This window comes from Limnospira sp. PMC 1279.21 (assembly GCF_032349615.1).
In the GTDB taxonomy this organism is placed as follows: Bacteria; Cyanobacteriota; Cyanobacteriia; order Cyanobacteriales; family Microcoleaceae; genus Limnospira; species Limnospira fusiformis.
In genome coordinates this window covers 15,688-39,844 of record NZ_JARPLU010000006.1, presented here as the reverse complement: position 1 = coordinate 39,844, position 24,157 = coordinate 15,688, and the positions used below count along the sequence as shown (strand labels likewise).

General features: G+C 45.5%; 20 protein-coding genes. 12 read left to right on the top strand and 8 right to left on the bottom strand.

The features are described 5' to 3' along the window. Window positions 1-133 precede the first annotated feature (133 nt). On the top strand, window positions 134-1,087 hold the full coding sequence (locus P5683_RS01825) for a hypothetical protein (RefSeq protein ID WP_315638787.1): 954 nt from the start codon (window positions 134-136) through the stop codon (window positions 1,085-1,087). Window positions 1,088-1,173: 86 nt separating this feature from the next. Here the strand turns inward: P5683_RS01825 and P5683_RS01820 are convergent, their stop codons facing one another. Beyond that, window positions 1,174-1,845, bottom strand: coding sequence for a DUF1349 domain-containing protein (locus P5683_RS01820; RefSeq protein ID WP_006622687.1), 672 nt, complete (start codon window positions 1,843-1,845; stop codon window positions 1,174-1,176). A gap of 472 nt (window positions 1,846-2,317) precedes the next feature. Here P5683_RS01820 and P5683_RS01815 point away from each other — a divergent pair, with 472 nt between their 5' ends. From P5683_RS01815 to P5683_RS01795, 5 genes are all read left to right on the top strand, one after another. Further along, the gene (locus P5683_RS01815) at window positions 2,318-2,485 is read left to right on the top strand and encodes a hypothetical protein (protein WP_006622688.1); all 168 of its coding nucleotides are present in this window, start codon (window positions 2,318-2,320) and stop codon (window positions 2,483-2,485) included. A 105-nt stretch (window positions 2,486-2,590) separates the two neighbouring features. Continuing rightward, the gene (locus tag P5683_RS01810; RefSeq protein ID WP_111893692.1) at window positions 2,591-3,301 is read left to right on the top strand and encodes a histidine phosphatase family protein; all 711 of its coding nucleotides are present in this window, start codon (window positions 2,591-2,593) and stop codon (window positions 3,299-3,301) included. Between the two features lie 122 nt (window positions 3,302-3,423). Continuing rightward, window positions 3,424-4,704: an adenosylhomocysteinase gene (gene ahcY / locus P5683_RS01805; RefSeq protein WP_315638790.1), complete on the top strand. Its 1,281-nt coding sequence runs from the start codon at window positions 3,424-3,426 to the stop codon at window positions 4,702-4,704. Window positions 4,705-4,825: 121 nt separating this feature from the next. Beyond that, window positions 4,826-5,449 (top strand): exopolysaccharide biosynthesis protein, encoded by a 624-nt coding sequence (locus P5683_RS01800; protein WP_315638792.1) that lies wholly within the window; start codon window positions 4,826-4,828, stop codon window positions 5,447-5,449. Between the two features lie 208 nt (window positions 5,450-5,657). Next, window positions 5,658-6,116, top strand: coding sequence for a hypothetical protein (locus tag P5683_RS01795; protein ID WP_228116430.1), 459 nt, complete (start codon window positions 5,658-5,660; stop codon window positions 6,114-6,116). Window positions 6,117-6,256: 140 nt separating this feature from the next. On the opposite strand, the gene P5683_RS01790 is transcribed toward P5683_RS01795, so the two are convergent. Both P5683_RS01790 and P5683_RS01785 read right to left on the bottom strand, forming a co-directional pair. Beyond that, window positions 6,257-7,261 (bottom strand): iron ABC transporter substrate-binding protein, encoded by a 1,005-nt coding sequence (locus P5683_RS01790; RefSeq protein ID WP_006668990.1) that lies wholly within the window; start codon window positions 7,259-7,261, stop codon window positions 6,257-6,259. Window positions 7,262-7,544: 283 nt separating this feature from the next. Continuing rightward, the gene (locus P5683_RS01785; protein WP_006622695.1) at window positions 7,545-9,023 is read right to left on the bottom strand and encodes a bifunctional orotidine-5'-phosphate decarboxylase/orotate phosphoribosyltransferase; all 1,479 of its coding nucleotides are present in this window, start codon (window positions 9,021-9,023) and stop codon (window positions 7,545-7,547) included. Window positions 9,024-9,081: 58 nt separating this feature from the next. On the opposite strand from P5683_RS01785, the gene P5683_RS01780 reads away from it, so the two are divergent. Further along, window positions 9,082-9,717: a DUF3611 family protein gene (locus P5683_RS01780; protein WP_006622696.1), complete on the top strand. Its 636-nt coding sequence runs from the start codon at window positions 9,082-9,084 to the stop codon at window positions 9,715-9,717. A gap of 47 nt (window positions 9,718-9,764) precedes the next feature. Here P5683_RS01780 and pflA read toward each other — a convergent pair whose 3' ends face one another. After that, on the bottom strand, window positions 9,765-10,514 hold the full coding sequence (gene pflA / locus P5683_RS01775) for a pyruvate formate-lyase-activating protein (RefSeq protein WP_006668988.1): 750 nt from the start codon (window positions 10,512-10,514) through the stop codon (window positions 9,765-9,767). Window positions 10,515-10,636: 122 nt separating this feature from the next. Continuing rightward, on the bottom strand, window positions 10,637-12,928 hold the full coding sequence (gene pflB / locus P5683_RS01770) for a formate C-acetyltransferase (RefSeq protein WP_315638797.1): 2,292 nt from the start codon (window positions 12,926-12,928) through the stop codon (window positions 10,637-10,639). 734 nt (window positions 12,929-13,662) lie between these two features. On the opposite strand from pflB, the gene P5683_RS01765 reads away from it, so the two are divergent. Further along, on the top strand, window positions 13,663-14,010 hold the full coding sequence (locus P5683_RS01765; RefSeq protein ID WP_006668987.1) for a histidine triad nucleotide-binding protein: 348 nt from the start codon (window positions 13,663-13,665) through the stop codon (window positions 14,008-14,010). Between the two features lie 9 nt (window positions 14,011-14,019). Here the strand turns inward: P5683_RS01765 and P5683_RS01760 are convergent, their stop codons facing one another. Both P5683_RS01760 and P5683_RS01755 read right to left on the bottom strand, forming a co-directional pair. Further along, window positions 14,020-15,645, bottom strand: coding sequence for a methyl-accepting chemotaxis protein (locus P5683_RS01760; RefSeq protein ID WP_006622700.1), 1,626 nt, complete (start codon window positions 15,643-15,645; stop codon window positions 14,020-14,022). Window positions 15,646-15,851: 206 nt separating this feature from the next. Next, window positions 15,852-16,517, bottom strand: coding sequence for a uridine kinase (locus P5683_RS01755; protein ID WP_006668986.1), 666 nt, complete (start codon window positions 16,515-16,517; stop codon window positions 15,852-15,854). A 117-nt stretch (window positions 16,518-16,634) separates the two neighbouring features. Here P5683_RS01755 and P5683_RS01750 point away from each other — a divergent pair, with 117 nt between their 5' ends. The 4 genes from P5683_RS01750 (at window position 16,635) to P5683_RS01735 (ending at window position 23,241) form a co-directional block, all read left to right on the top strand. Next, window positions 16,635-17,264: a hypothetical protein gene (locus P5683_RS01750; protein ID WP_006622702.1), complete on the top strand. Its 630-nt coding sequence runs from the start codon at window positions 16,635-16,637 to the stop codon at window positions 17,262-17,264. Between the two features lie 440 nt (window positions 17,265-17,704). Then, window positions 17,705-18,259, top strand: a complete 555-nt coding sequence (locus P5683_RS01745; RefSeq protein WP_008055996.1) for a PadR family transcriptional regulator — start codon at window positions 17,705-17,707, stop codon at window positions 18,257-18,259. A 98-nt stretch (window positions 18,260-18,357) separates the two neighbouring features. Next, complete coding sequence (locus P5683_RS01740) at window positions 18,358-19,932, top strand: efflux RND transporter periplasmic adaptor subunit (protein ID WP_187757800.1); 1,575 nt, start codon at window positions 18,358-18,360, stop codon at window positions 19,930-19,932. A gap of 42 nt (window positions 19,933-19,974) precedes the next feature. Continuing rightward, window positions 19,975-23,241, top strand: a complete 3,267-nt coding sequence (locus P5683_RS01735; protein WP_315644824.1) for an efflux RND transporter permease subunit — start codon at window positions 19,975-19,977, stop codon at window positions 23,239-23,241. Here the strand turns inward: P5683_RS01735 and P5683_RS01730 are convergent, their stop codons facing one another. Further along, window positions 23,242-23,871: a TMEM165/GDT1 family protein gene (locus P5683_RS01730; RefSeq protein ID WP_315638803.1), complete on the bottom strand. Its 630-nt coding sequence runs from the start codon at window positions 23,869-23,871 to the stop codon at window positions 23,242-23,244. Window positions 23,872-24,157: the final 286 nt, after the last annotated feature.

Genomic DNA, 24,157 nt, shown 5'->3' with positions numbered 1-24,157 from the left:
GAATCCAAAGCCCCCTCTTGCTCCCTCTCCCATTTTGGGAGAGGGCTGGGGTGAGGGCGGATGAGGGCCGACTGGCTAAACGGTAAGAGGTAGCCCCGAGAGGGTTTGTTGTCATCTTTGGGATAAGGTTGAGATGAGTGATTCACAGCGTTTACCCCCGGAAACTTTTGCCCTGGGAAGAATTGCCAGTTTGCTGGTGATGTTGGGGGCGGTGCTATACTTCACGGGGTGGACTTATCGCTGGATGTATTTCGCGTTTTTCCAACTGGAAGTTACCACGCTGCCTTTGCCCCTAGAGTCGTTTTATATTGCTGCCTTTCAAGTGTTTTTTGGCAGCTTCCGAGCCATTTTCCATACCATTATAACGGCGGCGTTGGTTGTGGTGGGGGTTTATTGCAGTCTGTGGTTACTGGAAGGGCAACCCTCACTCCGGTTCCAAGCTGGACTCGAGAACATCCATGGGGGGATATTGGCTTCCCTCAATAATCGTTTAGCCAGTCAACCGCCTCAAACATTCTGGAAACGCTGGCTATTTCGGTTGTATCGGGGACTGTTGCAACTGCTAAAATCGTTTCTGGAGTTCCACCTGTTGGAGTATCAATCCCTGCGATTTGTGCGATCGCTTTTGGATGAAACATTGATTATCTGTTGGGTGCTGGCGGGCTGTTTCTGGCTGGCACAATGGCAGGGAGAAGCGGATGCGTGGCGGGATGCGGTGAATGAAACCTCGTCTCTCCCGGTGGTGACGGTGGTTGTGCGAGAGGATAGTTTTCCCTTGGGGGTGAACCCCGATGATATCCGCAATCCTCAAGGTATCCGCATTATTGGTGACCCAAGCAGCTACCAGCAACTGCTGAGTGCGGCGATTAATAACCCCAGCCAGAATCGGGTCTGGCGGTTGCTGATTGATGTGGATGGGGATTATTATATATTCCCAGCCCTACCGGAACGGGATGAAACCCGCCGCCCTGCGTTGGTGGTGATTCCTCGCAGTCATCAAGGCGATCGCCTAATTCAGTTGCGCCCCACACTCGACACCGATATTCCCAGTCAAGCTAAAGATAATCAGCCGACTAATAGTAAATAGACGCATCAGTTTTATACACCCCTAGCTGTGCAATCTGGTGAGTTTTTGGGTTATGCGATCGCATAACCCAAGCTACAAACTCAGTTCTAATCAACCACTGGTGCTGTACTCAGTTCTACCGTGAAAGACTCAAAAGTTACCTCAAATCCTTCCCGTTCTGGGGATGCACACACCGGGCCAACCCAAGCCGTAGGTTCTTCGGGAAAATCCGTCAGACGTAATAGGACAAATTTATCACCATCGAGGGAGTAGAGAACTGCAATGGCTTCATTTCTGCGCCGTACTTCAAACCAAACCCGATCGGGTTGACCTGCCAAGGGAGCAACGGCCCAATCCGATCGCTCCCGTGTCACAACTGCACTGGCGTATTGGACACCATCTACATATTCAATGCCACACTTGAGCCAATGGGTTTTACTGACTCTAACCATCAATCCAGCTTGATCATAGAGTTCCTGGTATTGCCCCGAAAAACAGACCCGGGCTCGAAAGTTGCCCAATACTTCACGGTAGTAACAGTGACCAGAATCCCGAATAAAACCGTAGTGAGTTGTCCGCCAGAAATCGGTTTTCAACCCGGTTTTAACCCAAAGCCGATCGCCGCGATTCTGCCATGCCGCAGGGGGGTTATACCACTGCATGGATGACCAAGGGGTGATTGGTGAAGGTTCCATAGTCATGGCTCGTCCTATCAAATTGACTACTCCCCGCGCTAAAGCGACGGGGATTCCCCGGAGGGATTTCAGAACTTCCGACAAGTCGGACTCCTAGGCGAAGTCAAATACGCCTCTATAGGTGGCCCGAAGGCTTCCTTTTACTTATTTTCATTCAATCACCTTTTGTCTCTCGCCAATGAAACGTCTTTGCTGCCGACATTTCTGCATGATGCAAGTCTGCCCTCACGGGATGTTAAGCCCCTTTCATTTGGGTCATAGAGAAGGCGATACCATTCTATCATAGTCATTGCGGCTAAAGCCGCCGAGTCGTTTTTCCGCCCCGCTTTAAAAAGACGGAGCTACCAAACTCCCGAATTTTTGCCGTGTATTACTGGGAACATAGCAGAACTCAAAAACAACAGAAATGGCTGTCGCCGGAATCTATGGAAGATGTTAACAACGGTAACACCCAGAGAACTAGATCAGTCAGATCCGCATTATTGGTGACGCAAGCAGCTACCAGCAACTGCTGAGTGCGGCGATTAATAACCCCAGCCAGAATCGGGTCTGGCGGTTGCTGATTGATGTGGATGGGGATTATTATATATTCCCAGCCCTACCGGAACGGGATGAAACCCGCCGCCCTGCGTTGGTGGTGATTCCTCGCAGTCATCAAGGCGATCGCTTGATTCAGTTGCGCCCCACACTCGACACGGATATTCCCAGTGGGGATAACAATTGATAATCGCTCATCGATACCTAGGTAATAGGAAAGCCCGAAGCGTCGGTGATGGGATGACTATCGGGTTATGATTGAACCCGAAAAGCGTGACAACCTGCCATTAAGATGAATCAAACCCTGTGGATAGCCCGACACGGCGATCGCCAAGACCATGCCGATTCTAATTGGTATCGTAGCAGTAGCAATCCTTTTGACCCGCCCTTATCAGCCAAAGGGGAAAAGCAAGCGATCGCCCTAGCCCAACGTCTAGGGGGAGAAAAGATTAACTACATTTTCGCATCCCCATTTCTGCGAACCGTTGCTACCGCCCACGCCGTAGCCGAAGTTCTGGATTTACCAGTGCAACTAGAACCGGGACTGGGAGAGTTTTTAAGTGGTTACAGCTTCCCCTATTTGCCGAAAATGCGATCGTCATCAGAACTAAAAGCCGATTTTCCCCGCATCAATCTTAACTATGAATCGCCCCAAGGTTGGCAGTATCCCGAAACCTGGTCCATGGCTCAACAACGCATGACCAGCACTATCCAACGCTTAACCACACAATACCCCGAAAATCTGGTACTGGTAGGTCATGCAGCCTCAGTGAAAGGACTCACCCAAGCATTAATTACGCGAAAGCAGAAACTCAAAACCTCTCTTTGCTGTCTAGTCAAGTTAGTAGCTGATGATCATGGTTGGAACCTGGAACTAGCCGGAGATACTAGCCATCTGGAACTAGCCGGGGTGGCTTCCCAGTCTCATCTACTCAGAGCCGCTCTGAGATATTACCGCTATTATCGATATGCCTACCGATATCAGCCCGAATTACCTCGATGATATATAATATCTTGCGGTTAATGGTGCTAGAATCGTAAAGGCCAGTCGTCCATAAGTTGGGTGCCCCTATAATTTGCCAAACACTTGGCAGCCAAAACGCGATTTATAAAGGAAATAACTGCATGAGTTCAACAACCGTCCAAGCCAAATATGAAATTAAAGACCCAACACTTGCCCCAAAAGGCAAACAACGGATTGAATGGGCGGGGCGTGAAATGCCAGTTTTGCGCCAAATTCAAGAACGTTTTGCCCAAGAAAAGCCCTTTGATGGTATCCGTTTAATTGCTTGCTGTCACGTCACCACAGAAACAGCACATTTGGCGATCGCTCTCAAAGCTGGGGGCGCGGATGCTATACTTATTGCTAGTAACCCCCTGTCAACCCAAGACGATGTAGCCGCTAGTTTGGTGGTTGATTATGGCATCCCCGTTTTCGCCATGAAAGGGGAAGATACAGCCACCTATCTGCGCCACGTCGAGATTGCCCTTGATCACCGCCCCAATATTATTATTGATGATGGTAGTGATGTTACCGCTACCCTCGTTAAAAACCGTCAGCATCAACTACCTGAAATTATTGGTACTACTGAAGAAACCACTACCGGAATTGTCCGTCTGCGGGCTATGTTTAATGATGGGAAACTGACTTTCCCGGCTATGAACGTTAACGACGCAGATACTAAGCACTTTTTTGATAACCGCTACGGAACTGGTCAATCTACCCTTGATGGTATTATCCGCGCTACTAATGTTCTGCTCGCCGGTAAAAATGTCGTCGTTGTCGGTTACGGTTGGTGTGGTAAAGGCTCCGCCTTGCGCGCTCGTGGATTGGGTGCTAATGTCATTGTTACCGAAGTTGATCCAGTCCGGGCTATTGAAGCCGTCATGGATGGTTTCCGCGTGATGCCTATGGAACAAGCCGCTGCCGTGGGAGATTTGTTTATTACTGTGACTGGTAATAAGCACGTTATTCGTGGGGAACATTTCGATGTGATGAAAGATGGGGCTATGGTTTGCAACTCTGGTCACTTCGATATTGAAATTGACCTGAAAGTGCTGGCGGAACGTTCTACCGAAATCAAGGAAGTTCGTAATTTTACCCAACAATATAAGCTCAAAAACGGTAAATCTGTTGTGGTTTTGGGTGAAGGACGTTTGATCAACTTGGCGGCTGCTGAAGGTCATCCTAGTGCCGTTATGGATATGAGTTTTGCTAACCAAGCCATGGCTTGTGAATATCTGGTCAAAAATCAAGGCAAACTCGAACCCGGTCTGCACTCTATCCCCCAAGACGTGGATCAGGAAATTGCTCGTCTGAAATTGAAAGCCATGGGTATTGCTATTGATACCTTGACATCAGAACAGATTGAGTATATGAATTCCTGGACTGTTGGCACTGACTAATCTCTCCAGTTTTTCTTGGGGTTGGATTTAGGCAATATCTGTCAAGGCAACCGGAGACGGTTGCCTAAATATATTCTGGTTGATTGATTCCGGTTAGTTTTTTTATCTTTAGCTGTGGCTTGTGGCAAAACTTTCTGTTGAACTTCAGCGCTATTTTTGGGAAGAGTCCCGTTCCTCTCAGGTAACGCTGGGTGATATTATTACTCTGGCAGGAGAGCGGATTTTTGGGTTTTTGTTTGTGGTGCTGGCGCTGCCTTCCGCCCTTCCCATTCCGGCTCCTGGCTATTCGATTCCCTTTGGGATTTTATTATTTTTGTTAGCTATTCAATTGATTGCGGGTTCACAAACGCCTTGGTTTCCGAATTCATGGCTCAACCGTCAATTGCCTTTGGAAAAGGTACAGGGAATTTTAAAAGTGGGGATTCCTTGGTTACAGAAAATTGAGGTGTTTTGCCGTCCCCGCTTGAGTTTTATTTGTACTCATCCCGTGGGAAGGGTTGTGATTGGTTGTGCGATCGCAATTATGGCAGTCTCCATGATGCTGCCTATTCCCTTAACTAATACACTACCAGCGATCGGGATTTTTATTACCGGATTTGGGCTGTTGGATGATGATGGGGCGATTACCTTGGGGGGATTAGTAGTTTGTCTCATGGGAGCAGTCCTTTCCGGTTTAATTTTACTGTTTGGCTATGAAGCAGTGAAAGCCGGGATTAATTACCTACGGTTGTCCATCAGTCGCTAAGATCACCCCAACTGGCTCCGAAAAGTGATCACCATCACTACAACTTAGTTGATTGGGTCATCAGTTAATTTGCGTAGTCTCACCTAGAAACCCTATGAACATCACGAGAATCGATCCGAGAAATCACTGAGATTTTCGGAAACCTTTGGGATGATGAAGATACTAAAAGGTTGGCCGCTTACTTGTCCTGGAGAGAAATATGATTGTGATGACTACATCTACCAAAACTTATATCAACCCAGATGGCTCACTCGCAGAACTGCCTCTGTCCACCAAATTCGGGAATATAGAACTTAGACAGATTTACCATCTAGCCCAAACTCAGAATTGGGAACCTGAAACTCTGGAAAGTCGCATCGATCGCGCTTTGTCCATGGTGGATGCTAATTGGGCGAATCCCAAAGAACAGCTTTTGTTAGAATTAGTTCGTCAGGGTAGAGCCGACCAAATCGATGGTATCGAATATTGGACTACCCAAATTGACGAAACACGGGCGGCGGGAATTTGTCTTGACCCGGTTACATTGACACTAGAAGTTATGGTGATTGACTTACAGTGGTTTACCCCTATCCATCGGGAACAGGTGAGAACCCTATCAAGATTATGTCAGCTTACCAGTTTGAGTTGTTATGATTCAGAATCCGGCTCTACAAATTGGTTGCTATAGTTGACCTGAAGTGCAATAATGATCATTATACTTACCAACATATTTACGAAAATATCACGAAACTAGCGTTTAATCGCCCTCTCATCATCAACAGCTAGGGTGCGTCAATCGCCAATATGTTCGCACCCTAAAGTCTAGTTCTATAACACGCCCGCCCGTTGTAGCAGTACCATGGTCCCCTGTAAGTCAGCTAGATTGGCTAAGTCAATTCTTGGGGGATTGATTTGCTCAATAGATAACTGTCGCTCTGGGGCTGGTATTCCTTCGACTAGGGGATATTCTTTTGTTTCTCGAGCGAAGAAGTTTTGGGCGTTATTGGTGAGTAAAAACTGGATAAATCGCTGTGCATCTTGGGCGTTTCTGGCTGTGTCGAGAATAGCTACTCCGGCTATGTTAATTAATGATCCTGCGTCGCCACGGGTGTAGTGGTGAGCGACGGGGAAGTTAGGATCATCTGCTAAGAAGCGATATAGGTAGTAGTTATTGACTAACCCAATATCTACTTCTCCTCGACCTACGGCTTCAACAATGGTCGTATTGTTCCGGTAAACTACAACCCCATTATTTCTCATGGCTTGGAGCCATTGCATGGTTTTAGCATCACCTTCTACTAGGCGCATGGCGGTAACGAAGGACTGAAAAGAACCGTTGGTGGGAGCCCAGCCAACTCTCCCCCGCCATTTGGGTTGGGTGAGTTCGGAGATGGAGTTGGGTAGTTCGTTGCGGTTGACCTGCCTGGTGTTGTAGGCTAGTACCCGCGCTCTACCTGTAATCCCTACCCAGTGGTTGTTAGGGGAACGGAAACGAGAATCTACTCTGCTGATGATTTGTGCGGGAATGGCGCGAGTTCGACCGGCTTTTTGTAAGGCTCCCAAGGCTCCAGCATCTTGGGCAAAAAATATGTCAGCAGGGCTATTGCGTCCTTCTTCAATAATAGCGATCGCTAATTCGGCAGTGTCACCATAGCGGACTCTAATATTAAGACCTAGCTCCTGTTCGGCTCGTTTGATTAATGGACCAATCAGAGCCTCTTGTCGCCCAGAGTAAATAGTTAAAGTCTGATTCTGAGACTGGCTAACTTGGGCTATACCCAGAACTAAGGCTAGGGTGAGCATCCCCGCTAAAAAATGTCTACGTTTGAACATTTGTTACCCTCATATAGTTTTTGTTAGGGACAGTTATTAAGAATTAGTTGCATCTAATTCCAGATATACTATATCACTAGGTGGGGAGTTAAACAAGAATTTTTGTTAATAAACAAACGGCAATACGGCCATAAACCGGAGGTCAGAGGCTGGTTAATAGGTATTAATAGATTCTTGGTTGGTAGAAAAAAAGTGCTATTATATCATAACCGATCGCATTAAGTTTATTGATAAGTCATGTCAATATAGCCCAATGGAGGGAATAAATGACTATAATAGTCAACTAGATGTGCTGTTGGAACAGTTTAAATTGTTGAGATGAAATGTGGTTAGCCTGGTATAAGGTTTGGGAAATTTCATCGAGACTTAATACCGCATGACCACGATAGCCATTTTCTGTCAACCTTTCCATGACCTGGCGACCATGATCGATAAATACCACAATATCCTCAACCCTTAGTCCTGCGGCTTGTAATGTGGCGGCTCCTTTCATGACACTATTGCCAGTAATGAGGATATCATCGACAACGACAACGAGTTCCCCTGACTGAAAATGCCCTTCGATCGCCCTTTTAGCGCCATAGGTTTTGACTTCCTTTCGTGGAAACACCATAGGTCGTCCTAAACGGAGAGATAAACCAGTGGCTGTAGGTAGAGACCCATAGGGAATACCCGCAATGCGATCGAAATTAAGATTTTGGAGAATTTCTGCGTATGCTCCCACAATCTGATGAAAAATCTGGGGCATGGAAATAATCCGGCGCAAGTCAATATAATAGGGGAGAACCTCTCCTGATGATTGCACATGGTCGCCAAACATAATGCAACCAATATCATAAAGTTGCAGAATCAGGTCGCGGTGGGGTTCATTTTCCAAGAAACAGACATCAGGAAGCCACAGGTCACAGCTAGGACTACCTTGCATAACCCGCAGGCGTTCGTCATTGATAGCATCTCGCAAAGACCGCACCGCCTCTGTGACAGTTCCCCGTTGCAATAAACGTGGTGGTAGAGGTAGCAATAGACCCGCACCGTCAGCACCCAAACCCGCGGCCAGAATTTGGATCAGATCATCTTGTTCGGTTAGATCGTTTTCCTCAGCACTATTTCCCTGAACCAAAATCAAACGCTCTGGAGCTTGGCGACGAATTCGTGCTAACATATCCGCCATGACCCCGACCTCTAACCCGACCTGTTCTGGAGTTCCCCAGGTTTGGGTAGCTCGCACCAATTCCAAGTAAAGAGGATGTGCGGGGTTAGGATATTCTTGGAGTAGGTTAGCGGACGGGTTAGCAGTCGCACACAGGACAAATACTGCTTTATTAGGATAGACCAGAAAGGGTGTGACCAAATCCTGTCCGGTGTAGGGGGATACGGTGCAAGCATCAACCCCCCATTCTGTAAAAATCATGCGCGCAAACAGGCTGGCGCTATTGAGATCAGCGTGTTTAGCATCGAGAATGACGGGTATTGTAGAGGGGATATGGTCTAAAATCTGCTGTAAAAGATGCCACCCGGACAAGCCAAGTCCTAAATAGGTATTTAAAGTTAGTTTATAGGCACAAACTAAGTTGGCGGTTTGCTCTACGATCGCCTTTAACCATCGATACCACTCCTCCACGAGTTTACCATCATCGACCAACCCTAGGCCCTGCTCATTCTCAAAGTTAGGCGGATATACTTCCGGGTCGGGGTCAAGGTTCACATAGAGCAAACTTTGGTTGCGCTCAATGCTGCTAATTAGTTTATCGAAAAAATTCATGTTGCCTCCATTTAATCGAACCGCTAGAATACTGTGATTCACTAGGAATTTATGGGCAATGTCTGAGCAAGTTAATTTCCAATCATCTCCGTCCCATATTAATCAAATTGCCTTGGCTTTTCAAAAGGGAGGGTTGATCGGCTTATGTTTGCAGGTTTTTTTTGGGGTTGTACCCATTTTTCTGTTGTTGTTTGCGTTATTTCTCAGTCCCGCCAGAAATAGACTCGGACAATCATTTGTGGGTTTAGTTCTGGCTTATGGCTGTTTGTTGGCTCTAGGGTTTACCATTTACTGGTGTTTTCACTATACCCGAATTGGTGATCAACTGACTGACCCAGACCGTCGTCCGAGTAAGGCTAGTGTAACTCGCTCTCTTTGGATTGGGTTAGGAACTAATATAGCGGGTATGATTTGTGCTATGGTCGTGGCAATGTGGAAGGTGGGGGCTCTATTATTTAGAATGCTGTCTGTGCCACCGGGAGCCGCCACGATTTATAATCCGAGTGAGGGAGCGACTATTTTAAGTCGCAGCGGTCCGATTATTGTACCTATGGATATGATTACACTACAGGCTGCTCTTAATGCTATGGCGGCGGAGTTTGTGGGGATTATTGTATCTTTATTTCTGCTCTATCAAATTACTCAAAGTTTCTCTAATCGGGAAAAAAGGGTGACTGATTTGGGGGGTGAATGAGGAGCGATCGCTTTAAAATTAAGTCAGATTAACGCTGGTAGTAAGTGTTAAGCTACCACCGCCAAACCATACTTTTCAAAGATGTTTATAGCTGTGCTGACTTGTTCTGGGGTGGGTTCGGGAGTATCTTTAAGTTTATATTCGTAGCCGATTTCCTCCCATTTATATTCACCCATTTTATGAAAGGGCAAAATCTCGACTTTTTCTACATTGGTGAAGCCGGACACAAACTTAGCTAATGCTTCCATATTATTGATGTCATTAGTTAAATTTGGTACTAACACAAACCGCACCCATGTCGGTTTATTAATCTCATGTAAATACTTGGCAAAATTCAGGGTTGGTTCTACGGAAACACAGGTGACTTTCCGATAGGTTTCGCTGTGATAAGATTTGATATCTAAAAGCACTAAATCGGTATAATCTAGCACTGGTTTAGCTACATTCAGGGGGATATAACCAGAGGTATCTAAGGCTGTATGAATCCCCAATTCCCGACAGCGGCGGAAGATTTCAGCGACGAATTCTGGCTGCATTAAAGGTTCGCCGCCAGTGACGGTAATACCGCCATTAGAAAACCGCATATAGGAGCGATATTTGACTACTTGTTGGATGATTTCTTCGACGCTGACTTGTTGACCGCCTGCTACTTCTTGACAGTCGGGGTTATGACAATAAAGACAGCGCAGAGGACAACCTTGGGTAAACACCACAAATCTAATTCCTGGACCGTCTACGGTGCCGCAACTTTCATAGGAATGAATTTGACCGAATATTTGACTTTGAGAATCAGACATAATTGCGATGAGAGACAACAGAAACCCGGATTGATTAAAACCGGGTTATTACAGACTAACTAATGATGGACAGCAACCGAGTTAATCACATTTTACTGCTGATTAACCCGGTGTATAAATCCCTAGATGCGACTATGGAAAGTACGATTAATCACATCTAATTGTTGTTCGCGGGTCAGCTTGATAAAGTTGACGGCGTAACCGGATACACGAATGGTCAGTTGTGGATATTTTTCGGGATGTTCCATGGCTTCGACCAAGGTTTCCCGGTTCAGGACGTTGACGTTAATATGATGACCGTCGTCGGCGAAGTAACCATCTAACATTCCCACGAGGTTGCTGATGCGATCGCTTTCCTGTTTTCCTAATGCTTGTGGCACAATGGAAAAGGTGTAAGAAATCCCGTCTTGAGAATGCTCATAGGGGAGTTTCGCGACGGAAGCCAAAGCGGCGATCGCTCCTTGTGTATCCCGTGCGTGCATAGGATTAGCACCCGGTGCAAAAGGTTCGCCAGCTTTCCGACCGTCTGGAGTATTACCAGTTTTCTTACCATAAACCACATTAGAAGTAATGGTGAGAATTGACTGGGTAGGAACTGAGTTGCGGTAGGTTTTGTGCTGACGGATTTTGTTCATGAATTGCTTAACCAAATTGGCAGCAATATCATCAACGCGATCATCATTATTACCGAATTTGGGATAATCCCCTTCGATTTCATAATCCACTACCAAACCTTGGTCATTGCGGATAACTTTGACCCGAGAATATTTAATAGCAGAGAAAGCATCAGCCACCACAGACAGACCCGCCATACCACAAGCCATCGTCCGATATACATCACGATCATGCAGTGCAAATTCAATCCGCTCGTATGCGTATTTATCGTGCATGAAGTGAATAATGTTCAGGGTGTTGACATACAAACGAGACAACCATTCTAAACAGCGATCGAATTTTTCTGCCACATCATCATATTCCAGATAATCGCCCTGAACTGGAAGCCATGAGGGGCCGATTTGCTCGCCTGTGGTCTCGTCTTTACCGCCATTAATCGCATACAGCAGCGCCTTGGCTAAATTCGCCCGTGCGCCGAAAAACTGCATTTGCTTACCGATTTTCATGGCGCTAACACAGCAAGCAATGCCATAATCATCCCCATATTCTGCCCGCATCAAATCGTCATTTTCATACTGGGTAGAACAGGTTTCAATGGAGACTTTCGCACAGTAGCGCTTAAAGTTCTCTGGGAGACGTTCCGACCATAAAATAGTCAGGTTGGGTTCAGGAGCAGCACCCAATGTGTAGAGTGTGTGTAAGAACCGGAAACTGTTTTTTGTGACTAAGGGGCGACCATCTTCACCCATACCGCCAATACATTCTGTCACCCAGGTAGGATCACCAGAAAATAGTTGGTTGTATTCAGGAGCCCGCAGGAACCGCACCATCCGTAATTTCATCACGAAATGGTCGATAATTTCCTGAGCGCCACTTTCCGTGAGAGTGCCATTTTGCAAATCTCGCTCGAAGTAGATATCTAAGAAATTAGATACCCGTCCCAAAGACATAGCCGCGCCATTTTGTTCTTTGACTGCTGCTAAATAGCCAAAATAAGTCCACTGTACCGCTTCTTGGGCGGTGGCGGCGGGTCGTCCAATGTTTAACCCGTATGATGCTGCCATTTCTTTGAGTTCTTGGAGCGATCGGATTTCTTCGCAGATTTCTTCGCGCCGCGAGATGGTTTCTGAGTCCATTGCGTCTAATTCCAGAGACGCTTGTTGCTCCTTCTTGTCTAAAATTAGGCGATCGACTCCATACAGCGCCACCCGCCGATAGTCACCAATAATGCGACCGCGACCATAAGCATCTGGTAATCCCGTCACCAGTCCAGAATGGCGCGCTAGGAGAATTTCTGGCGTGTAAGCATCAAAAACGCCATCATTGTGGGTTTTGCGATACTGAGTAAAGATTTTTTCTGTTTCTGGGTCCAGTTCATAGCCGTAGGCTTCTAGGGATTTTTTCACTACCCGAATACCACCATAAGGCATAATCGCTCGTTTCAGAGGTTTGTCAGTTTGCAAACCCACGATTTGCTCTAAACTGCGATCTATATAGCCCGCACCATAAGCAGTAATCCCAGAAGGAATTTTAGTTTCTGCGTCTAAAATGCCCTGTTTGCGTTCCTCTGCCATCAGTTCCTTTACCTGATCCCAGAGGTTATTGGTGCGTTCTGTAGCATTAGCTAAAAACCCGCTATCTCCTTCATAAAGACTGTAGTTTTTTTGGATAAAATCACGAACATTTACTTCTTTTGTCCATTTACCCTGTTTAAATCCTTTCCATTCGGGAGTTATACTACCACTACTGTTGTCTGTAGGTGATGTCAGTTTAGTGGGTCTTTCTACAGTTGAAACCATATCTTTAAGTTTCCTCTTGTTCAGTTCTTTAGGCTTGAGGCAGTCTCACAAATTAGCAACCAGCATATTCCCCGATAAACACCGCCAAATCTGTGGGTAATTTACCTTGACCAACACAGTTCACAGATGGGGCGCTATCCACAACTCCAAACTACATACATAATTGGCAGACTATACATGACCGGAAAATGAGAAATCTTGACACAAAATAATTACAGCCATCTGGGTTGCACGTACTATCTATACAGTTGTTAATCGGGAAATCTAGTGGACAGTCGCAGGTGTTATTTTTCTTTCTAGCAGTAATTTTCAATCACCACCTACGACGGATTTTCGGATTTAACTTTCAACGAATACAGAGCTATTTGCTGACTAACCTCTTTTTTTTCTTATACTATTAATAACTCAAAATACAGTATTTGTAAATAGTAAAAAGTAGGATTTAGTATCCAGTTTTTGTCCTTATATATGCTTGGATGCCTACATTAGGTAGGATTAAGTAGGACAAAGTAGGATTAAGTAGGACAAAGTAGAATTTAATAGTCTGGTTTTCTGGCCAAAGCTGGCTCGGATCAGGAGTTGAGCAGCCCCTTTCCTGGCTGAGGAATTCAATAGCAATTTAGGTGTATTAATTATAGTGCCCAAAATTAAACTTTTTTTAAGAGTTCAGAGCTAATTTGCCCTTGTCAATTCGGGGGTATCATTGTATAATACGACAGTTTGGGGACCAAATTATGAGCAATTCAGAAACAATTTTTACGAAAATCATCCGGCGGGAAATTCGAGCGGATATCGTCTATGAAGATGACCTAGTGTTAGCCTTCCGAGACGTTGCACCCCAAGCACCCGTTCACATTTTGGTAATTCCCAAAAAACCAATTCCTAAATTAGAGGAAGCCAGCCCCGATGACCATGGGCTGATGGGACATTTACTGCTGAAGGTGAAACAAGTAGCCCAGGAAGCTGGGTTAACTAATGGTTATCGTGTAGTCATTAATAATGGTTCTGATGGTGGACAAACTGTAGATCATCTTCACATTCATATTTTGGGAGGTCGGGCCATGCAGTGGCCCCCTGGTTGAGGTTGATTTCTAGGTTTCCGACTTGAGATTTTGGGCAACTTGATTAAGTCGTTGAATACCGATTTTAGTTTCTCGCAAGCCGTTAGCAGTCTCAGCGGCACTTTGATTAAGACTATTCATAGCCTGGAAGACTTGGTGAATTGCTTGGGCTTGTTGTTGGGAACTCAGAGAGATTTGTTGGGAATTTAAAACCACTTCATTAACAGCCTCTAGGGTGGCTTCCTGGTTGCTAATAATCACATGATTAATGGCATCACTGACATCTGTAGAGGCTTTTAAAACGGGGTTAATGGCTTCGGTAACTTTTTCAAAGGCATTAACAGTCCCCTGGGAAAGTTCGATAGTTTGTTCTGTAGTCTTGCTACCTTCATTAGTGACTAATACGGTACTATCGATCGCCCTTTGAATATTATTAACTAAAACGGTAATTTTTTCGGCTGACTGTTTACTCTGGTCTGCCAATTTGCGGATTTCCGTGGCTACCACTGCAAAACCTTTACCATGAGCGCCAGCACGGGCAGCCTCTACAGCCGCATTCAATGCTAACATATTAGTCTGGTTAGCCAAATCAGCAGCCATATTAGTAATCATGCCAATTTGTTCAGTTTGCTGGCTGAGTCGAACAATTTGATCAGCAATAGCCTCTACTTTTTCCTTGAGATTTAACATTTTCTCTAGGGTTTGCTGTACCGCCTCCGTTTCGGACTGAGCAAGTTTTAACACTTGCTGGGCGCTTTCAGAAGAAAACTGACCGAGAGTGAGGACTTGCTGGGCGCTTTCGATGGAAGATTGAGCGAGACCCAAGACTTTACGGGCGCTTTCAGCGGAGGATTCTGCCTGTTCTGCCATTGACCGGGCTGCTTCCCCTAACTCATCCATTGTAGCAGTAGTTTGATTAATTGCTCCGGCCTGTTGGCTGGCGTTGCGTTCTTGTTGTTCTGTGGTACTAGCAATCTGATTAGAAGAACTGGCAATTATACTAATACTATCATTAATAGTCCGGCTAATGCGGGAGGAAATTACCAGAGCCAAAATAATAGCTAAAGTCGCAGCTATGAACATTCCCAATGCAGCGATCATAGTGAGAGTATTCATGGCATTTTCCAACTCTCTATATTTAGCATTGAGAAGCTGTTGCTTTTGCTGGTCAAGATTTTCTCCTGTAGCTGCTAACTCACTGACACTGAGGGCTTGGGCTTGTGCCTGGGCTTGGGGTAATTGATTGTTCTCAATCAGATCAAATACGTTTCTGGAAATGCGATCAATCTCATTACCAGCTCGTCTAATTCTGGTTAATTCATCCCTCAAACTGGGATCATCAATCTGCCTCATCAAATTTTCATAATTAGTGGTGAACTGCTCAAAGCCTTCTTGATAGAGAGTTTCGTAGTCTTCTGACTGGGGAAATAAAAGGCTCATTCGCACATTTCGCAACATTTTAGAAATGCCAACAATTATTTGATCAACTCCTTCCATTTGCAGTTGAGTGGTCTCGACTGCGGCGGTGAGTTCGACGACGTTGGTAGCTTTGTAGTAGATTACTGATACTACTCCAAAAGAGAGTAAAATGGGTATAGCATATCCTATCAATATGCGCCATTGTAGTTTGATGGTTTGTCGTTTAGATTCAATCATTAATCAGTGGTGTATAAAACATTAACAGGGAAATAAAAGGCTTTCAGGTTGGTTCATCACAAGCCCATAGTTCAAAAGGTTGCTGTTGGGCTCTGGACTTGGGTAATATATATCATAAACTTGCCTATATAGGGATGTTGGAGATATATAGGCTCTGGAAATATCAGCAAGTTAAAATATTTGAGATTCAGGCTAAATAGATGAACTCAAGGGCTAGGGTCTGGCTTGAGTCCCGGCGATGCTAGTCGAAAATCGTTATTAATACTTGCTGTGGCTGCTTGTCTAGGTTGATCTCGTTCCCAGTGAATTTTTTGGGCGGGAAAGTAGATGGCCTGATATGCTTGAACTGTTTCTTGTTGAGATAAACCCTCTTGCGATCGCACAATAGCTCGTTCTAATGCGGTTTCCCAAGTACATTCAACCCAAAAAGAAAGGTCATAGTATGACTGGAACTCTTGTTTTAACAAAAAGATTCCTTCCAAGACGATTATATCAATATTGTCGAATTTATATCTATGCTTTTGATATTCTGTGGCGGTTTCTTGAGTATAATCAACGTCAATAGACACTGATCGCAGTTGACGCAGGGGAAAGATTAATTGGCTAAATAACTGGTCGAAGCGAATGGCATATTGATAGAAGTGGGCTGCGGGGTTAGTCTGGCTAAATCTTTGGTGGGGTAGATGAAGCCACCCATCAACATTGATGCTGGCTACCCGCAGATTTCCCTGGCTAAGTATTTTGACAATTTGGGCGGCGATATAGCCTTTTCCAGAAGCATCAATTCCCGAAATGGCGACTAGGATTGCTTGCTGAGGTGACAGCAATTTACGCTGAATGGCGATCGCATCAATAATATCATTAAGATTCATGAGTTAATTTACTGCGATGTTGGTATATAATGGGTTAGCTACTAATTTTTATGGGGCTGTTAATTCGGGATTCTGTCTATCTGGTAAGGGGCGACAATCTTTACAGAGGTGAGTTCAATGGCTGAAATGACGGTAACAGATGCTTTGGCAGAATTAACGCTACTGGGTAAGCGCATAGAATCAGCTAGAACGGCTTTAGAAGGTAATACATTAATCACTGTGGTAGAAGTGGGAAAAACTCCTGTGGGCTACAGAAACCGGGATGAGTATAACACTAAAGCACGGGCGGCGGTGCAAAAAGTGGATGCTTTAATTGCCCGTCGGCGTACAATTAAAAGGGCAGTGGTTTTGTCTAATGCGGTGACCATGGTATCGGTAGCGGGGGAAGAAATGACTGTGGCTGAAGCGATCGAGATGAAAAACTTTATCGCCTATTATGAGTCAGTTCTGAATACGATGCAATCGGCTTATACTTCGGCGCGCAAAGATTTTGACATAGCGCAGGCGCGGGTAAAGGAAAGACTGGATAAATTGGCGATGGAAGTATTAGGCAAAAATGCGGCTTCGGAAAAGTATCAATCCCTGGCTGATAGTTTTTTGGGGCGGGAGGGAGTAGAAATACTTGACCCTACCAATTTGACTTGGGAATGCGATCGCCGCCAAGAGTTTGTGGAGGAGTTTAAATCCACTGTAGACCGGGTGCTTTCTATTAGCAACGCCCGCACTTTGATTAACATTCCTGATTAGCCTATTTATTATCGAGCATCAATAATTAGGTGCTGGTCTCTCGAAAAACTCTAAATTTATGGCTCAGAGATGGATCTTCTTGGCGAAGCATACCATCTCGGTTATCTGGCTTAAAGTTTAGCGGTCAACGATTAATCTTTAATCCTCAACCCTTAAACCTTAGACTGTCAACCCTCAACTGATAAAACTTAAACCTCGATTAAATCCTGGGGTTTGGTTATGGGTTCCATAAAACCTTGAGTTTATCCACCAGGCTGGGAGGTCAGCACCTTTTTATGAGATGATTGATACTGTTTTTTGGTGGTTGGTATGGGTGGATCTGCCATACAGAGGGGGAGAGAAAACCTGAGACTAAAGGCGATCGCCAACTTTTTTAGCCTATTTCTTGACTGGTAGGCGAAAATTGGCTATATTGTCAACACAAGTATCAATTTGATATAATGTTGGAACTATCTGCATTAGGGCTACTACAGCGCGAACCTTTACACGGCTATCGACTGAAGCAGCGCCTAGAGCTGTTTATGGGAAGTTGTATCAGTGTTAACTATGGTGCAATTTATCCCTTGCTGAAACGTTTGGAAGAACGGGGATATATTCAAGTTATCCTAGAAGAGGCAGGGGACGCGGGTTCGAGTCGGAAGGTTTATGGTATTACCGCGGCTGGACGTGAGCGATGGTTATACAAAATGCTAGAACAGCCACAAGAGAGCTGGGTTAAAAGCCGTTCTAGGTTTCTAATTAAGTATTTCTTTTTTAGTGACTTAAATCTACAAAACCGCCTGTTGTTGCTAGAATATCGCCTCAGAGCTTGTGAGGAAAGGATGAAATATCTGAATCATAAAGAGGTTGAATATGTGCCGATTGATTCCTATCAATTAGATATCTGGAAAAGGGCGAATTTTGTGTTGGAATCGGAGGTAAAATGGCTGAGTCAAACCTACGATAATTTGCAGCAGGAAATAGAGGGAGTGGATTCTCTGTCGGAAGATAGATAACAAATTTAAATAGCTGTCAGGTACAATGGCAGTAGACCAGGTAAATTTATCGGGTCGCTAATTTTCGATAAAATCTTATAATCATACTACAATTTATTATGTCTTATCCATCATCAGAATCATCAAACCCGAATTATCATGAGTCTGTCGTGGCAGTTGAGGGGATACCTGAACAGTCACAAAGAGAAGACCAAAAGCAGATAGAAAGCGATCGCCATTCGGAATCAGAACCTAGTAATAAATCGGGTTTGGTATCAGCCACGGTAGGAATATTACTCGCCCTAGGAGTAGGCTTTGCTGGGGGTCAATGGTGGCATTCTAGTAAAGCGCAAGCGGACACTACCCCAGCGGCGGCGACTAATTCCCCCCAAAGACCGAGGGGAGTTCCGGTGAGAGTAGCCAGCATAGAAACTAGGAACTTTCAGGATGCTGGGGAATTTGTGGGAACGCTACAAGCGCGGGAGTCGGTGGAAGTAAGATCGGAAATAGACGGGAGAATCACCCAAGTATATGTTAGGTCAGGGGAAATGGTAAATCAAGGGCAGGCGATCGCCCGTTTAAGAAGTGATGACCTAGAAGCGCAACTGCGACAAGCCCAAGCCAACCTAGTACGAACCCAAGCCAGAGTATCAGAATTACAAGCCGGAAGTCGCCCGGAAGAAATTGCGGAAGCCCGTGCGAGATTAGGGGAATCTATCGCCCGCCTAAGTGATGCGGAATCGGGTAGTTTACTGGCAGAAATCAATCAAGCGAAAGCCCAAATAGATGCCAATATAGCAGCAGCAGAATTAGCGGAAAAACGGGTAACTAGATTTCAAGAACTCACGGAAGCCGGGGCAATTTCCAGAGATGAATTTGATGCTTTAGTGTCGCAAAAACAAACCGCCCAAGCCAACCTGAGAGCATCCGAAAGACGACTAGAACAATTGCAGCAAAATCGCCAATCAGAAATAGCCCTGAGACAAGCGGGAGTCGAACAATCTGAACAGGCGTTAAGACGATTAGAAAGCGGCACGAGACCCCAAGAAATCGACCAAGCGGAAGCCCAAGTAGCGGAAGCCGCCGCCCGTGTTCGCCAGTTAGAAGTGCAGCTACAAGAGACGACTGTACAAGCACCTTTTACGGGGATAGTTGGTGATGTGACGGCGAGACCGGGAGACTTTGTGAGCCGGGGTGAGACCTTAACCACCCTCACAGAAAACGATCGCCTAGAATTGAGATTATCTATTCCCCTAGAACGCCAAGGCGACCTACGAGAGGGACTAGCAGTAGAAATGCAAGACCCCCAAGGTGAACCTATCGGAACCGGACGCATTAGCTTTATTTCCCCGACGGTAGATCCTAATTCTCAAAGTATCTTAGCCAAAGCGACATTTACTAATCCTGACGGACTCCTCCGTACTGGTCAATTCGTGAGGGCGCGGGTAATTTGGAATGAAAAACCAAACACAGTAGTTGTACCCATGACCGCCGTACAATTTTCGGGAGATGAAAGGTTTGTATTTACCACGGAAGGGGGAGAAAATCCCACCGCCAAAAGACAGGTAATTCGGTTAGGTTTAATTAGGGACCAATATGCGGAAGTGGTGGAAGGTTTACGACCGGGTGAAAAACTGATAGTTTCCGGTATTCAAAGACTGTCAGATGGTGCAGCTATCAATCCTCAAAATTAACTGGGGTCGAGTCCAAGAGTCAATAAATAGTGAGGGTTAATTGTGTTTACCAATTTCTTTATCAAACGTCCTGTTTTTGCTACGGTCTGTTCCCTGGTAATTATCCTAGTCGGTTTTGTGGGATTCACCCGACTACCTGTGCAAGAATTTCCCAGCATCGATCCTCCGATTGTGAGAGTTAGGACTACCTATCCGGGGGCGAATGCGGAAGTAGTAGAAACGGAAGTTACGGAGATTCTCGAGGCGGCTATTAACGGGGTTCAAGGATTAAGAACCATGACCTCCTCTAGTCGAGAAGGGCTAAGTTCTATCAATGTTGAGTTTGAATTGGAACGGGATTTAGAAGTAGCCGTCCAGGATGTTCTCTCCCGTGTGTCTAGGGCGACGGGGCGACTACCTTCTGATGTGAATAACCCGGTAGTTTCTAAGGATGGTAGCGACGACGATCGCATTATGTGGATTGCCATATATGGCGATCGCTTTAGCACATTAGAACTCAGTAATTATGCCGACCAATTCCTGAGAAACTCCCTAGAAACCGTTAACGGGGTCGGTAGTATTTTCATCGGTGGGGAACGTCGCTACGCCATGAGAATTTGGCTAGATGCTAAACGGATGGCCGCCCGTAATGTGACCCCCCTAGATGTAGAAAATGCCCTACAGAGACAAAACGTAGAAATCCCTAGCGGTCGCATCGAAGGTGAGACCATGGAATTTCCCGTCCGCACCCTAGGAAGACTACAAACCCCCCCTGAATACGAAGACCTAATTATCAGACGCAACCCCGACGGTACACAAATACGCATCGGAGATATTGGCTATGCAGAAATCGGCGCAGAAAGCGATCGCACCATTGCCAGATTTAGGGGTCAACCCGCCGTTACCATAGGAGTTAGTAGACTTTCCGACGCGAACCTTTTAGAAGTGGCTACAGGGGTTAAGGAAAGAATGAAAGAACTTTCCCAAAACTTCCCCGAAGGCATGAATTATACCGTAGCAGTAGACTACTCGGAATTTGTGCAAGTTGCCATTGATGAAGTATGGCAAAGTCTCCTGTTAGCCATATCCCTGGTGGTGTTAGTCATCTTCCTATTTCTGAAAAACTGGCGGGCTACCCTAATTCCCACCATCACCATTCCCGTTTCATTAATTGGCGCATTTGGTGCCATGTTTTTTCTGGGATTTTCCATTAATGTATTGACCCTATTTGCCCTAACCCTAGCCACCGGATTAGTGGTAGATGATACCATTGTGGTTTTAGAAAATATCGTCCGCTATATTGACGAGAAGAAAATGCACCCTTTCCAGGCTGCCATTCATGCCATGGGGGAGGTGGTATTTGCTGTAATTGCCACTACTGTGGTGCTAATTGCCGTATTTGTGCCAGTCAGTTTTTCCGGGGGAGCAACCGGACAGATTTTTAATGAATTTGCCATCACCCTAGCCATTTCTGTGGTCTTCTCATCCTTCGTTGCTCTCACCTTAGCGCCCGCTGTTTCGGCGATTATCTTAAAACCATCCCACAGCAGTAAAAACCTGTTGATGAGGCTGCTATCAGCCCCTCTGAATGCCTTTGATTGGCTGCTCGATCGCATCGCGAATATCTATGATGCCAGTTTGCGATTGTTGATCTCATTTAAACCTGTGATTTTGCTGGGATTTGTAGCATCTCTGGGTCTCACAGCTTGGCTATTTGTACAATTGCCTCAAGGGTTTTTGCCAACGGAAGATAGGGGGCGGATTTTTGTGCCGATTAATGCTCCCGAAGGTGCGAGTATAAACTATACTAATAATGTGGTTCAGGAAGTTGAAGAAATCTTGGCTGATGTCCCGGAAATGCGGGCATTTTTTACCCTAACCGGATTTGGGAGAGGCGCAGCCCAAGCTAACCGAGGCTTTGCTTTTACTAGCCTTGTCCCTTGGTCAGAACGTACAGAACCGGAACAGTCTCAACAGGCGATCGTGCGACGTTTATTTGGCAAGTTTTCGCAAATTACCGATGCCATGGTATTTGCAATTAATCCGAGTTCACTACCAGGAAGTCGCCTCGGTCAACCTGTACAATTTGTGCTTCAGGGAAATGATATTAGCGAGTTGGCACAAGTTTCGGAACAATTGGCTATGGCGGCGAATGAATTACCTCAGTTGGTCAATATGGACACCGATTTAAAGCTGAATAAGCCGGAATTGGTCTTAGAGGTAAATAGATCCCAAGCCGGAAATTTGGGGGTTTCTGTGCAAGAAATAGCCCGGACTTTGCAAATTATGCTGGGTGGTCGGGAAATTACCAATTTTAACCGGGGAAATCAACGTTATGAAGTGATAGTTAGGGGACAGTCGGAATTTCGGGCTAGTCCTGAAGATATTGGGGAAATATCTGTGCGATCGGAGTCGGGTCAAATGGTCCCCCTCAGTAATTTGGTGACTATCCGTGACTCGACTCTACCACCGCAAATTAACCACTTTAACCGCTTCCGGTCGGCGACTTTAGAAGGTAGTGCCGCCCCAGGATATAGTCTCGGTGAAGCCTTAGAAGCACTCCAAGATCTAGCCGATCGCACTATTCCTGAGACCATGAGAACAGACCTAGCTGGAGAGTCCCGCGAGTTTAGTCAAGCTGGAGACGCGACAATTTACATTTTCGGGTTATCCCTAGCCTTTATTTTCCTAACTTTGGCGGCGCAGTTTGAAAGTTTTGTGGATCCGTTTGTGATTTTATTAGCGGTCCCCCTATCCCTATTAGGTGCTTTTGGGGCGCTATGGTTTGCTGAATTGGAGTTAAATATTTATAGCCGCATTGGTTTGATTATGTTAATCGGACTTTCGACTAAAAACTCGATTCTCATTGTGGAATTTGCTAACCAACTGCGAGAAATGGGGCGGTCTATTACTCAGGCGGCGATCGAGGCGGGAAAAGTCCGTTTTCGACCCATTTTGATGACGGCTTTATCGACTATTTTTGGGGTCATGCCTCTGGCTTTTGCCACAGGTGCGGGTGCAGTTAGTCGGGTTTCTATTGGTATGTCCGTCATGGGAGGAATGCTGGTTTCCACTCTACTGAGTTTGTATATTGTGCCAGTGTTTTATATCATTGCTACCACTTTACAGTCCCGTTTAGTGGGTGATAAACACCCCGCCACCCGTCAGGCTTCAGAACCTGTGTATTATGCCCCAGAAAATGCTAATGGTAACGGCTACACTATCATAACTGGCAATGGCAATGGCAATGGCAATGGCAATGGCAAAACTACGGTTAATAAACCTTTAGAAACAGCCCCAAAATCCAGTCATGATAGTTCCCAAAACTGATTAAACGGAAACGTTTTCGACACCATTAATTAAAGCCACCAAGCCGAAAACAATAAATAAACATCCGCTAACGGCTGTAATGGTGCGTTCGGAAATGCGACCCGCAATTATGCGGCCTCCCAAAACGGCGATCGCAGTTGAGATACTATGCCCTAAAATCACCCCTGATATTACTCCCACGGGGTGATAAGTGGCTGCTAAAGCAATGGTAGCAATTTGAGTGCGATCGCCCCACTCCCCGATAAAAGTTAAAGTAAATGCTTCCAGCAATATCCCCAGCTTCGACTTATTCTTAGCTAAATTCGACGCGGCTACCGCCTTCATAGCCTCCTCTTCTTCCTCACCACCGGACTGAGAGGATGGCATTTTACTTGCTTGGTATAACAATTTAATTCCAAATAAACTAAACAGGAAAATTGTCGCCCAGTGCAGATAAATTGGGGGCAAGAAAGCCACCAATCGACCCATAACGACAGCAATAATTGTCATAGATGCCAAAGCTGCCACCACCCCGGCAAAAACCAGCCTTCTCGGGTATCGCATTGACAAAATAGCAGCAATAAAAAAGGTTTTGTCACCTAATTCCGACAAGCTAATCAATAAAAGTCCCGCCGTAAATGCAGTTAACATATTATCAGTGTTTCCTCCCCTTGAATAAATAGGACATAGAGCCGATAATTAGCGCCCCAAGCATTGTATCATAAAAATCCGATTTTCGTCGCAATTTACGGTTAATAAATAGGGCATTTCATAAATTAATCATCTTGGTTTCATCGAGGTTTCACAATTCCGGCAATCCGGTAATATCAACCCATGAAAGAGTAGGTAAGATGATAGTGATTATGAAGAGTCCCACTACCAGAACCGAGAGCGATCGCCCTAGAGTTTGGACAGAATCAGCTTTTAATTATGCCAA